At 59.5% G+C, this 12,545-nt stretch carries 13 protein-coding genes and 5 tRNA genes; 1 reads left to right on the top strand and 17 read right to left on the bottom strand.

The genetic code is table 11. From position 1 onward, the window contains the following. The 12 genes from LLH00_07580 to smpB form a co-directional block, all read right to left on the bottom strand. On the bottom strand, positions 1-141 hold a 141-nt coding region (locus LLH00_07580), incomplete at its 3' end, for a GTP-binding protein (protein MCE5271128.1). A gap of 33 nt (positions 142-174) precedes the next feature. Then, positions 175-251, bottom strand: a tRNA-Thr gene (locus LLH00_07575). Positions 252-267: 16 nt separating this feature from the next. Beyond that, positions 268-343, bottom strand: a tRNA-Gly gene (locus LLH00_07570). Between the two features lie 13 nt (positions 344-356). Next, positions 357-441: transfer RNA gene (locus LLH00_07565), tRNA-Tyr, on the bottom strand. An 8-nt stretch (positions 442-449) separates the two neighbouring features. Next, positions 450-525, bottom strand: a tRNA-Thr gene (locus LLH00_07560). An 86-nt stretch (positions 526-611) separates the two neighbouring features. Further along, entirely contained in the window at positions 612-2,030 is a 1,419-nt protein-coding gene (gene cysS / locus LLH00_07555) for a cysteine--tRNA ligase (GenBank protein ID MCE5271127.1), read from the bottom strand. Positions 2,031-2,058: 28 nt separating this feature from the next. Further along, positions 2,059-2,637: an orotate phosphoribosyltransferase gene (gene pyrE / locus LLH00_07550; protein MCE5271126.1), complete on the bottom strand. Its 579-nt coding sequence runs from the start codon at positions 2,635-2,637 to the stop codon at positions 2,059-2,061. Positions 2,638-2,690: 53 nt separating this feature from the next. Then, a complete protein-coding gene (locus LLH00_07545; GenBank protein MCE5271125.1) occupies positions 2,691-3,629 on the bottom strand; it encodes a dihydroorotate dehydrogenase in 939 nt (312 codons plus the stop codon). Continuing rightward, positions 3,620-4,432 (bottom strand): dihydroorotate dehydrogenase electron transfer subunit, encoded by an 813-nt coding sequence (locus tag LLH00_07540; GenBank protein MCE5271124.1) that lies wholly within the window; start codon positions 4,430-4,432, stop codon positions 3,620-3,622. The genes LLH00_07545 and LLH00_07540 overlap by 10 nt, the downstream gene beginning before the upstream one ends. Further along, the gene (locus LLH00_07535) at positions 4,429-6,174 is read right to left on the bottom strand and encodes a tetratricopeptide repeat protein (protein MCE5271123.1); all 1,746 of its coding nucleotides are present in this window, start codon (positions 6,172-6,174) and stop codon (positions 4,429-4,431) included. The genes LLH00_07540 and LLH00_07535 overlap by 4 nt, the downstream gene beginning before the upstream one ends. A gap of 45 nt (positions 6,175-6,219) precedes the next feature. Then, positions 6,220-7,506, bottom strand: coding sequence for an N-acetylmuramoyl-L-alanine amidase (locus tag LLH00_07530; protein MCE5271122.1), 1,287 nt, complete (start codon positions 7,504-7,506; stop codon positions 6,220-6,222). 14 nt (positions 7,507-7,520) lie between these two features. After that, positions 7,521-7,988 carry an SsrA-binding protein SmpB gene (gene smpB, locus LLH00_07525; GenBank protein MCE5271121.1) on the bottom strand — a complete coding sequence of 156 codons (468 nt, stop codon included), beginning with the start codon at positions 7,986-7,988 and terminating at the stop codon, positions 7,521-7,523. Positions 7,989-8,272: 284 nt separating this feature from the next. Between smpB and LLH00_07520 the strand changes: the two genes are divergently transcribed. Then, positions 8,273-8,359, top strand: a tRNA-Leu gene (locus LLH00_07520). 113 nt (positions 8,360-8,472) lie between these two features. Here LLH00_07520 and LLH00_07515 read toward each other — a convergent pair. The 5 genes from LLH00_07515 to LLH00_07495 all read right to left on the bottom strand — a co-directional run bounded on the left by LLH00_07515 (position 8,473) and on the right by LLH00_07495 (position 12,538). Continuing rightward, positions 8,473-8,919: a tyrosine-type recombinase/integrase gene (locus LLH00_07515; GenBank protein MCE5271120.1), complete on the bottom strand. Its 447-nt coding sequence runs from the start codon at positions 8,917-8,919 to the stop codon at positions 8,473-8,475. A gap of 279 nt (positions 8,920-9,198) precedes the next feature. Beyond that, positions 9,199-9,432 carry an acyl carrier protein gene (locus tag LLH00_07510; protein MCE5271119.1) on the bottom strand — a complete coding sequence of 78 codons (234 nt, stop codon included), beginning with the start codon at positions 9,430-9,432 and terminating at the stop codon, positions 9,199-9,201. An 88-nt stretch (positions 9,433-9,520) separates the two neighbouring features. After that, complete coding sequence (locus LLH00_07505) at positions 9,521-10,495, bottom strand: class I SAM-dependent methyltransferase (protein ID MCE5271118.1); 975 nt, start codon at positions 10,493-10,495, stop codon at positions 9,521-9,523. Positions 10,496-10,531: 36 nt separating this feature from the next. Continuing rightward, positions 10,532-11,572, bottom strand: a complete 1,041-nt coding sequence (locus LLH00_07500; protein ID MCE5271117.1) for a hypothetical protein — start codon at positions 11,570-11,572, stop codon at positions 10,532-10,534. Next, positions 11,573-12,538 carry an AAC(3) family N-acetyltransferase gene (locus tag LLH00_07495; GenBank protein MCE5271116.1) on the bottom strand — a complete coding sequence of 322 codons (966 nt, stop codon included), beginning with the start codon at positions 12,536-12,538 and terminating at the stop codon, positions 11,573-11,575. Positions 12,539-12,545 lie beyond the last annotated feature (7 nt).

The raw sequence follows: 12,545 nt of genomic DNA, 5'->3' as shown, positions 1-12,545 counted from the left end.
AAACGGCACAAAATCCGCCAGATTCTTCTTCGCCAGCACTTTCGTGATCGCCGCGGTCAGGGTGGTCTTGCCGTGATCCACGTGACCTATCGTTCCCACGTTCACGTGTGGCTTGTTGCGTTCGAATTTCTTCTTGGCCATGAAAGAAAATCCTCCAGAATCGCGGATGTTAAATGGAGCCCACGACCGGGATCGAACCGGTGAACCTCGTCCTTACCAAGGACGCGCTCTACCTACTGAGCTACGTGGGCTCGCTATTAACTCTACTGGAGCGGGAAACGGGACTCGAACCCGCGACCCTCAGCTTGGAAGGCTGATGCTCTACCAACTGAGCTATTCCCGCAGGTCTTTCAACATGGTGGAGGGGGGAGGATTCGAACCTCCGAAGGCGTCGCCGACAGATTTACAGTCTGTTCCCTTTGGCCGCTCGGGAACCCCTCCGATTTACCTGGAGCTGGCGATGGGACTCGAACCCGCAACCTGCTGATTACAAATCAGCTGCTCTACCGATTGAGCTACGCCAGCCGTCGTTTTCATCCGCCTTCCAGCGCAGAGGAAAATAAAGCGAATATAATCGTTTCTACTCGCTTGTCAAGCTTTTTCAACGACGGTCAGGCGCGATTGCCTGGGTCTGACTGACGGATTTTCCAGCGTGTCCCGCCGGGGGTATCCTCAAGGATCACCCCGCGCTCCAGAAGCTCGTCCCGGATCGCGTCCGCCCGTCGGAAATCCCGCTCGCGGCGCGCCCGGATACGCTCTTCGATCTTACCCTCGATGTATTTTTCCAGCTCGCTGCCGACTTCACCGTCCGGCCGGAGCACGTCCAGCACGCCATCCACCGCGGCCAGCTCCCGCAGAGCCCGGTTGCGGTCCGCCTCGCCCAGGCTGCCGACATCCATCCGGCGGTTGATCGCGTGGACAAAGTCGAACAAGTGGGCCAGGGCCTCACCCACGGACAGGTCATCCGCCAGGCGGGCGCGGAATTCTTCAAGACACCAGAAATCGACAGAAATGTAATTTGCAACGATAGGGTGGTAGCTGTCAAGTCTTACTTTAAAATCCCGGAGGCGATTTACCGCCGAAGCCGCCGCCTGGAGAGCCTCAAAAGTGAAATTAAGCTGGCTCCGGTAGTGGGTCGAGGCCAGCAGATAGCGCAATGACGCGGCGCTGTGGCCTTTCTCGCGCAACTGGCGGAAAGTGTAAAAATTTCCGAGCGACTTGCTCATCTTGCGACCCTCGACCAGCAAGTGCTCGGCATGCACCCAGTATTTGACGAACTGGCGTCCCGTGGCCGCCTCGCTCTGGGCGATTTCGTTCTCGTGGTGCGGGAACATCAGGTCCACGCCGCCGCAGTGCAGGTCCAGGCTGGGGCCGAAATATTTCATGCTCATGGCCGAGCACTCGATGTGCCAGCCCGGCCGTCCCCGTCCGAACGGGCTTTCCCAGCCCACGCTCTCCTCGCGGTCGCCTTTCCAGAGCACGAAATCGCGGGCGCTCTCCTTGTCGTAGCTGTCGTTGTCCACCCGCGCCCCGTCCAGGATCCCTCCGCGGTCCACCCCGCTCAGGCGTCCGTACTGCGGGAAACTGTCCAGACGGAAATAGACCGAGCCGCCCGAGACATAGGCGTGATCCTTGTCCAGAAGGCTCTGCACCAGGGCGATGATCTCGGGGATCATGTCCGTGGCCCGCGGGTAGTGCTCGGCCCGCTGGATACGCAGCTCGTCCAGGTCGGCGAAGAACGCCTCGATGAAACGGTCGGTGTACTGACGGAGCGGCAGGCCGGCGCGCTCCGCCCCGGCGATTGTCTTGTCGTCCACGTCGGTCAGGTTCATCACCTCGCGCACGCGCCAGCCGCAGAGGGCCAGGCTGCGCCGCAGGATGTCCTCGAAGGTGAAGGTGCGGAAATTGCCGATGTGGGCGAAATCGTAGACCGTGGGGCCGCAGCAGTACAGCGTCACCTCGGGCGGCGCCAGGGGTTCCAGCTTTTCCTTGCGCCGGCTGAGGCTGTTGTAGAGATAGAAATCCCGCATCTATTATCTTTCCTGTCTGTTCCCTGAATTATACGTTGCGGCTGCCCGGCTTGACCAGCGGCAGGCCCTCCCGGCAGAGCGGGCAGTTATCGGGCGGATAGGTCACCACATTGGCCTTGACCAGGCTGGTCAGCCCCATCTCCAGGTGCGCCCCGCCGGTGCGGTCGACCAGGCAGGCGATCCCCAGGACATTGGCCCCCAGGCTGCGCGCCACCTGTACGGCCTCGGAGAGCGAGCCCCCGGTGGTGACCACGTCCTCCACCACCACCACTTTTTCGCCCGGGGAGAGATTGAACCGCCTCAGGGTCATCACCCCGTCCTGGCGCTCCACGAAAATCGCGCGGCAGCGGAAATAGCGCCCCAGCTCGTGCCCGATGATAAGTCCACCCATGGCCGGCGAGAGCACTGCATCCGGCAGCGCCCCGCCCAGGGCTTTTTTCACCTGTGCGCCCAGGGCCTGGCCCAGCTTCTCGGCGGCCTCGGGGTGCTGAAGCACGCGCGCGCACTGGAAATAGTGCGGGCTGTGCAGGCCGCTGGTCAGGCGGAAATGTCCCTCTAAGTAGGCATCGTAGCGGCTGAAAAGCTCCAGGACAGCCTTGGCTTCCATGTGTTGAGAGTCCTCCCGCAGATTGAATCGGACAGTTGTATATGATGTAGTGCTCAGGACCGGTGCGCCGCACCCACCAACTCGGTGACGGCGGTCACACCCTGACGGTCGCAGATTTCGGCGATGCCCTCGATTGTCTCAGCCGCGGCCCGCGGGCGCACGAAACTGGCCGTGCCCACCTGGACCAGGCTCGCCCCGGCCAGGATGTACTCCAGGGCGTCGCTGCCGCAGCCGATCCCGCCGATCCCCACGATGGGGGCGCTCATCCCGGCCTCGGCCAGACGGCGGTAGACCTTGTAGACACAGGCCACGCCCACCGGGCGCACCGCCGGGCCCGACAGCCCGCCGAAGCCCTGGCTCAGCACCGGACGGCGCCTGTTGATGTCGATCTTCATCCCAGGCAGGGTGTTGATCAGGCTGACCGCATCCGCGCCGGCCGCCACCGCGGCCTCGGCCAGGGCGGCGATGTCGGTCACGTTGGGGCTGAGCTTGGCGACAATGGGCAGTTCCACCTGCGAGCGGACAAGCGAGACAATGCGCCGCACGCTCTGTGGGTCAGCCCCGAAATGGATGTAGCCGGCCTTGACATTCGGACAGCCCAGGTTCACCTCCAGGGCATCCACCCCGGGGGCGCTCCCCACGGCCGCGGCCACCTCGGCGAACTCCTCCTCCGCGAACCCCGCCACGTTGACTATCACCCGGGCCGCGCCGCGGTGGGTGACGAGCCAGGGGAGCTTTTCGCGCAGGAACTCATCCTGCCCCACATTGGCCAGGCCGATGGTGTTCAGCATGCCCGAGTCGGTCTCCACCACGCGGGGCGGCGGGTTGCCGGGCCGCATGCGGGGGGTGATGGTCTTGGTCACCAGCGCGCCCAGTTCGCGGATCGGCATTATGTCCTCGTACTGGTCGCCGTAGCCGAAAGTGCCGCTGGCCACCAGCACGGGGTTCTGGAACTCGAGTCCCAGACAGTTCACCGACAGGTCTACCGCCATTTGACCTCGAAACCGTTGAACACCGGCCCGTCCTTGCAGCAGAGTTTGTAGTAGGGCTGCGGCGCATCCGTGGCCAGCTCCACCGCGCAACCCATGCAGATACCGTGGCCGCAGGCCATGTTCTCCTCCAGGGAGGCCTGGAAAGAGTGCACCTCGCGCCCGTCGCCCAGGATGTCGGCCAGAGCGGCCAGCATGGCCCGCGGGCCGCAGGTGTAGACCGCGGGTGGAGTATCGAGAGTGGGCCAGACTTTTTGGGTCAAGAGTTCGGTCACCCGTCCCCGGAACCCCGTGGAGCCGTCCTCGCTGGCGGTCCACAGACGCACCGCGGGCGGTAGCACTCCGCCCAGCTCCACCACCCGTTCGCCACGGGTCTCACCGTAGAGCAGGTCGATCCGCGGGGGACGCTCCAGACGAAGAAGGCGCTCGGCCAGGAGGGCCAGGGGCGGCAACCCCACCCCGCCCGCCACCAGCACGGCCCGCGCGGCCCCGGCCTCGAGCTGGAACGGACGGCCCAGCGGGCCGAACACCGCCACGCTGTCGCCCGGACGCAGCCCGGCCATCCAGCGGGTGCCGCGGCCCAGAGCGCGGAACAGTATCTCCACCCGCCCGTCATCCAGGGCGCGGAAATAGCTGAAAGGCCGGGGAAGGTAGATGCAGGAGGCTCCCGGTGCGGGCGAAAGCATGCAGAACTGGCCGGGCTGGATCGCGGCCGCGGCGCATTCATCCCTGAAAGTCAGGACATGGGTGTCGCCGGCCGCCTGACGGATGCCGGTGACAGTGACCCGCGTGAAGGCAGGGTTCAAGCCCCACCTCCCGCGCTGTGGGCTTTCCAGTACAGACGGCGCCGCATCTGGAGCCAGGTCTCGTGGCCGGGCGCTCCGCCGGCCTCGCCGCCAGCACCGCCCGGACCAACCTCGGCGCGGGTGATCTTGGGCGGAGCGTAGGCTGCCAGCTCGTTCAAGAAAAAGCCCTCGGGCCGCTCCTCGGGTGCGGGCAATCCCAGCTCCACCCGGGCCTGGTCGGCGTAGCGGGTGTCGGGAAAACTCTGCACCAGCAGCTCGAGCGCCTGCCGGCTGCGCAGGCTGTCGCCCAGCTCGCGCGAGACCCAGGCCAGGTTCAGCGCCGCCTTGGGGGTCCAGATCGTGTTCGGGTACTCGAACAGAAGCCGCTCGTACTCGGTCCTGGCCCGCTCGGTCTGGCCGGAGTTCTGGTGGAATTCGGCCAGCAGGAACTGCAGCCGCGCCAGGGCATCCCGGCTGGTGGTCGAGTCGCTGGCCTCCATCTGCTCGAATATCTGGTACAGCATCCCGACCTCATCCCCCTGCTTGCGGGCGGGCTCGGCCAGGGGCGAGTAATTGGACTCCCGCGACACGTTGCCGAAAGCCATCTCGGCCAGCTTCAGGGACAACAGGTCCTGGCTGAGGCCTTCGAGCGGCTTGAGTGTACTGCTGTTGAGCTTGAAACTATTGAGCGATACCGAATCGCAGGGGATCGAATCCAGCTCGGCGCTCTCCTTGAAGCCCTTGTACAGAAGGCCCAGTTCGTACCAGGCCGCGGCGGAATAGTCGGTCCTCGGGAAATCGTCGATTATCTGCTCGAACCCCCGGCGCGCCTCGTTGGAGCGCCCCATGAACGTGTATTCCACGTAGACGCCGACCCAGGACTCGGCCCGCTCATCGGCGTAACGGGCCTCGGACAGGGCGCGCTGGTACAGGGCCAGAGACTGATCGTGCTGGCCCTCGCGGCTGCGGGTGCGGGCCATGCCAAGAAGGCCCTCGCGGCGCTGCACCCTGTCGCGGCCCTCCTTGTTCAGCCGCTCGTACAGCGAGAGAGCGCGGTCCAGGCTGTCCTTCTCGAAATAGATCTTACCGAGGTTGGAGAGGGTCTCACCCTTGTATTTAAATTTGGGATAGTTGCCCAGCACTCCGAAGAACACCTCGGCGGCGCGGTCGTAGTCCTCGATCTGGAGGTATTTTTCCCCCAGGCGGAACTGGGCCAGGGGACGGTACTCGCTCTTGGGAAACTCGTCGATCAGGTGCTCGATCGAGGTCTCGGCCTGCGGCATCTGGTTCTGCTGCAGCATAATCTGTATCAGGTAATACTGGGCGTCATCCCGGAACTTGCTCTTGCGCTGGGTGTCCAGGAGCTTCTGGAAAGTGTTGTCGGCCTGGATGTAGCGGTGCAGCTCGAAAAACGCCTTGCCCATCAGCATCAGGGCGTCATCCACCCGGCGGCCCTTGGTGTTCTGGCTCAGGAAATAGAGGCATTTCTTGGCCGCCTCCTCGAAATTTTCCTGCCCGATCACCACCGCTCCGAGCTGGGAATCCTGGGAGCGGGCCTGGGGCAGGAGTTGTCCGCTGGGGCCGTACTGCCGCTTGCCGGCATTGTCCTGGGCCTTTTTACCCTCTTTGAAGGCCTCCTTGGCCCAGTGCAGCGAGTTGTAGGTGCGGTAGCCCGAGCAACCCTGGAACAGCAGCCCCGCCAGGCCGAGCAGGACCAGCCAGCCCGCAGCGGACAGCTTTCTGTGTTTTACGGTCTGCATCATTGCCCGGTTCCCCCTGCTTGGCATCGCTCGCCCGGTCGCAGCCGGTCAGTTCTCCGACAGCTTCTTGTGGTACTGCTCGATATACTTGATTATCCCATCCGCCACGGCCCCGGCCAGGCGCTCGCGGAAAGAGCCGTCGCGCAGAAGGCCCTCGTCCTGCGGATTCGAGATGTAGGCCGTCTCGATCAGTGCCGCCGGCATGTAGGCCCCGCGCAGCACCGCGAAATTGGCCTGCTTGATCCCGCGGTCGGGAAGGTCGAGCGCCCGCACCAGTTCCCGGTGGATGAAAGTGCTCAGGTCCTTGCTCTCGCGCAGGAACTCATTCTGCGCCATGTCCTGCAGGATCAGGTTGATGTCATCCTTGCCCTGCTCGCCCTGGGCCTCCACCTCGTGCTTGAGGGCCGCGTTTTCGAGCATGGCCGTGGCGCGTTCCTCATCGGTCTTGGCCGCATCCAGAAAGTAGGTGCTCGTTCCCCGCACGCTGCTCTTGCGGTTGGCGTTGCAGTGGATGCTGACAAACAGTCCGGCGTCCGCCATGTTGGCCATCTCGCCCCGTTTCAGCAGCGGCGGTAAAATGTCGCTGTCGCGGGTGATGAGAACGCGCAGCCCAAGGCCGGATTTCTTGAGATGCGCCACCACCCGACGCGAGATATCCAGCACAATGTCCTTCTCACGCTGACGGTAGCGGCTGCCCAGGGCTCCGGGGTCCTTGCCGCCGTGGCCCGGATCGATCATCACGGTCTCGATCCGGTACTCCCGGGCCTTTTTCTCCAGGTCCGAGCGCGGAGCCGCAGCGGCGGTCTCTCTGGCGGCAGGCGGCGCAGTTGCCGCGGGCCGCCGCACCTCAGGCTCCGGCCGGGCTGCCTCTGCGGATGGCGCCCCTGCCTTGCCCGGCCCGCTGTCGGCCAGCGCACCCGCGGCCTTGTCGAAAGAGAAACGCCCCGGCAGCAGGCGCGGAAGATACTCCACCACGAACTGCACCGGCACCAGGAATGTACCCCGCACCACCCGGCAGGGTGCCACTAATTGGTAAGCCTGGCCCGCGCAGTCGAAAAAGGTGAGCAGGTCCTCGAAAACGAACCGCTGTCCCTCCAGGGTCAGGGCCAGACGCTGCCCGGTGCTTTCCCACTGGATGTCGGCCTGCAGGGCCGGGGCCAGCTCACCCAGGTCCAGATAATTCGAGACGCTCTCGGAATAGACTGTCAACTCACGGCTCTGCCCGCTCCGGCTGTCCAGCACCTGGAACCGGGTCGCGCTCAGACTGGTCGGCATTATTACAGCGAGGCACAGGCAGCACAGGGCAGCCAGACGGAAACCCATTCTCAGCGCCATTCTCCCCGTCAAGTTCAACGTTCCCTGCCGCGCAACGCTCTTTCGGTCTCGCGCTGCGCTTCGCGCTTCTTGATATCCTCGCGCTTGTCGTAGACTTTCTTGCCCTTGGCCAGGGCCAGGTTCACCTTGGCCCAGCCGTCCCGGAAATATATGCTCAGGGGCACCAAGGTCAGGCCCTGGTCGCGCACCTGGTCCTGCAGCTTGGCTATCTGACGGTGGCTGAGCAGGAGCTTGCGCTCGCGCAGCGGGTCGTGGTTGTAGCGGTTGCCCTCGGTGTACTCGGCGATATGCGCGCCGAGCAGGAACACCTCGCCCGATCTCACGACAGCGTAGCTGTCCGGCAGACTGGCCTTGCCGTCACGCAGGCTCTTGACCTCCGTGCCGGTCAGGACCAGGCCGCTCTCGAACTCTTCGAGAATGTGGTACAGGTGTCGGGCTTTCCGGTTCTGACAGACAATCTTGATCCCATCCTTGCCGCCCAAAAACGCCTCCCCAGGAAGAGCGGTTTCCGACTCCGGCCCCGCCGGGGGCTCCTCGCACCGGCCGCACGGCTCAAAAAAAGGGCGGAAAAGATCCGTCCACGAATGTCGCGCGGTTCACAGAGTTTTAAAATAGAATTGCAGGCCCCCGGAATCAAGAACAAAAACTCTTGACAGGCGTCGGCCTCGATGATAGATTTTGCGACTCCAACGGGGGCCCAACAAGAATGGGTGGAAGCAAAGGCGCCCGGACCTGGTAAGGCCCGCCCCGTTTGTATAGATCAGGTGCCGAAGTGGTGGAATTGGCAGACACGCTGGTTTCAGGGACCAGTGGGAGCAATCCCTTGCGGGTTCGAGTCCCGCCTTCGGCACCAAAAAAATACAATACGGCCTAATTCTCAATGAGTTAGGCCGTTTTCATTTTCTCAGGGTATCGTCAGGGTGTTGTTTTACCTGTGAATCTGACTTTTTTTCAGAAAAAAACCGACTATTTTACAAGCCGAATGTTAAAACCTTCCTGCCCCCAGCGGTCCAGCTTATCAACTGCCCTTTGACTCTGCGCAGACCGTATCCAGTGACCGTCAATGTCGACCTTGATTTGGATGCTGCTGTGGCCGCGTCGTTCTTTCACATAAAAGGGACTTTCGCCCTGGCTGAGCAGAAGGCTGGCGAAAGCGTGACGGGTGTCGTGAAACTTTCTGTACGCAACTCCTGCTTTCCGAAATAAACTCTGCCACATTCCGCGTGCGCTGTTCTGCCTGAGCGGAATTCCCTGCCGTGCGAACACGAATCGATCCTCGACATCCTCACCAATATCCGGCTTATCGAGCGATTGCGCCTTGTGGTGCTTCTGAAGAAAGCATGGGTGTCGTTGAGACATATCGACCAGTCTGACCTTATCGGGTCTTGGCGGCCGTAACTCGACCCTCTTCATGTGACCACTGAAATCAGGGATGCGGCTGTTGGTCCAGTCTATGTCAATTACCTGTAATTTCATACATCGACGGATAGTTCAATATGACCTTCCATCCCCTTGGTTATGACATGGTAGTCAGCTTTGCCGTCCGGATGGCATGGAGACCCGCTTTTCAGCCTCCGGATCTTTTATTTAGCATGTCACGTCTTTAAATATGGAAATTATGGAACAAGCCGCCGGATGTTCCGCATGGAAGCCGCTGCTGTGCATGCCTGTTTCTTCATGCAAATTGCAGCTTCACTTTTTTCCAAGAATCTCATTGAGCGTTTCTATTATCAGGCCCACGTTCATCATCTCAATGATCTGCTCCTCCGAGAATTCGACCCCGAACTCCTGTTCCAGCGACATCATAAGGTCCATATGCTTGGCGGAGTCCCAGCTTGCAACCGTGTCGGGCGATGAATCCTTGTCGAGAGTATCGGCGTTGACCCGCATGATACGTCCGACTATCTGATAAATTTTCTCCTCCATGACGCCTTCCCCCGTTAACCATGATAAATAGTCATGCAGTCCGCCCGCAACCGGCTCCGCGGATGTTGTCTTTCATATGGTACGACCCTTAAAGTCGGTCATGTATGTCGTTTCCACTGTAGAGCATCGCTGCGTAATTACATTCATCCGCCTCAGGGTTCCAACTCCCGTCGCTGTCCGGCTGAACAGGCAGGGCAATCTCCGAGATAATCTGAAGCCCGGCGTTGCGGATCATTTGCCTGATATGGTCCACGCTCTTGAAATGGTATACATGGTCGATGGCCGGGCAGTTCGAGCAGGTGGTGATAAACAGTCGCCCGCCGTCTGTAAGAAGTGATCTCAGCTTATCCAGGACTAAAAGCGGACAGTCCAGGTGCTCCAGCACTTCGCACATGACGATATAGTCAAAGCGATCTTTCCCTGAATCAAAGGTGTTGACATTTTTCTCCAAAAACCGGCAACTCCGGTCGGGGACAAAAGCTTTGGTCATCGCTACAGCCAGTTGGATGGAGATCGGGCTCAAATCGACGGCAAAAAAGGAAGCATGGCCGAAAAGCTTCAACGACTCTACCAGATACAGCCCATGACCCGGTCCGACCTCCAGATATTTGTTCACTCCCCCGAGCTTACCGCTTTCGGAAATGAAGAAATCGTACATTGCATAATGGTTCGGCCAGAAAAACTGCGAAATGGCCAGACCCAGCATATAGGCTTCCATCACCTTTTTTGACTGGTAGACTTCTGAATAAGCCTCAGCTGCGCTCTCTCTGGAATATCTACCTGTCCGCCTGTATTTAATCTGCTCTACAAGCATATCGTGGCACATTTTAAGATATGAATCCACGATATAGGATGGCTCTATCCCCAATTGTTCAGCGACCGGCAGCAATGTGTCTGCGAACATGTTGGCCCGCTGCCAGAACAGGGCATCTCTGCCTGACAGGAAAGAGGAGATCATCTTTTTCTGCAGAGGGCTTTTTGCGTAAACCAGGTCCCTCAGAAAGCAAAACCTGTCGCTCGCTTCGATGTCGGCTCTGGAATTCCCCGAAGGATCAATAGACATTAATCGAGTCCCGACGGCTTAATTTATTGTATCGGATCAACATATACTTATAACATAAGGGTCGGCTACAAATTCAGCATCCCATGCGGGAGTATTCCGTCTCGGAGTCAGAACATGCCTGTAATTGTAGGGTTTTCCGTTTATCAGATCGAATAGCCCGATATCGAGCGTCCGGCCAAAACCCCCATCGTTTACATTGTGGATATACATAAGGGTGCGGCCCCCGGAAACGGACAGACGGTGGGGATGGGCATAACCGAAATAGTTGCGGCCCTTGCGCAGCAACGAGGTCATGTTCCTGTTGATTTTTCCCTGTATTTTCCTCAGAGTCCAAGAATGCAGACCGCAGGCGAAGTACTCGCGTGGCTTGAGGACAAAACCATCGTAGGATTCGGGGAGCAGTTGCTCGAGTCGCTCCCATCGCTTCCCATCCATCGACTGCATTGAAAAGATGCCGTATGAGGAGTTGCTCTGATTGTTGAGCGTAAAATAGATCCGGTAGATGTCGCCATCCTTAAGCACCTGAGGATAAAAAATTCTGCACGGGCCGAAGCAATTACCAGACAGCGATACCGAAGTATCAATCTCCCAGGTGCGCAGATCTTTGCTGATGGCATGGAACAGGGAATTCCCAGGCTGGTTGTCATGTTTTACCACGAACCACATCCTGAAAACTCCGTCTTCTTTCAGGACGGAAGGTTCTATCAGGTCGATCCTCTTGTTCGGGATAACCTTGACAATTCCATCCTCCAGGCGTCGCCAGTCTATCATCGGTTCGCTTTCCGGGGTCCACTCCAGCCCATCCTGGGACCGGGCCAGACCGATTGATGTCCGGACAACGCCGTCCGAGTACTCCCCGACGCCCTGGTAGAACATCAGGTATTCATCGCCTTCTTTTATCACCGTGGGATTGCAAACCCGGAGATTTTTCCATTCCTGCTCCCTGTTCATTGTCAGAATCAGCCCGTCCGAGCCATGGCGGGTAAAATGCTCGCCATCCACTGAGACTGCGAGGCCAATCTGCTCTGTCGTCTGGTTCGCCGCCATTCCGGCGTAGTACAGGTGGTAACGTTCCATTTAGGCCTCTCCTCTCGGCCGGAATCTTGAGTCATACCAGCAGACACCTGCCTCGATCTCTTTTACCATCGCCCGGTAGAACTCAGCGCAATCATAGGCTGTAATCTGAGTCCGGTGAAGTTCCTTTATCTTGAACAGGTTGTACTTTGATTGCAGATACAGGCTGAAACAGGTGGGCATTCCCTCGACATAGTCATTAACCTGGACCATCGATGGCATCACTTTTTCTTTCCCCTGTCTGTTTATGTACTTGAAATTAAAGGGCAAATGGTAAAATATCGGTCGGGGGAACACGGCCGCGTGCGTGTACTCTGGTAAATGCAACAGGGAGTTCTGCTCGAAAGTGGCTCCCAGTAACACGGTTTTGCCCCCAATACAGGTCATTCTGAACCAGGGTGAATTCTCATCCATGGTAAAGGGTGTCGACTTTTCATGGCTTTCCATCATCTCGGCGGCGTCCTTACCCCAAGCAGTGACATTGTAAAACGGGTGTACGCTGCGACAGACATCCGGTCGCCGACGGAACATCTCCGATATCCAGCCACGTCTCGAATAATCTTTCCGGTAATCGAAAACCTCCCCATCGAGGGCGAACGCCTTGAGGTTGCTGATTGAGTCCGTGTTCATCATCAGAGTGCCCTCAGGACCTATGAGGTCGAGCAGCATCTCGATAATATCCCGGCTGTAGTTAACAATATTTGTCTGGCTCAGGCCGGTGTCTTCGCGGGCCGCCTCAAAAAGGTTTTTCGCGGAACTGTGCATCACCAGGCGGTCGCCTTTGCCGATACCGAGACAGACCAGCGCCGCTCTTATTTCTTCCACTGGGACAGGGAAGCCCTTATCGGACGTTTTATTGTCAAAAGTCCGAGCAAGGCTGAACAGGCAATCGTATACAAGGCCAGCCCTGTACCAGTTCTTTCTCCCGATAATTTTTTTGATCAGCCCTTTGATTTTATCAAGCTTCATATACTGT

This window comes from bacterium (assembly GCA_021372515.1).
Taxonomy (GTDB): Bacteria; Gemmatimonadota; Glassbacteria; order GWA2-58-10; family GWA2-58-10; genus JAJFUG01.
The sequence above is the reverse complement of the archived record's forward strand: the minus strand, read 5'-3'. Positions and strand labels throughout refer to the sequence as shown.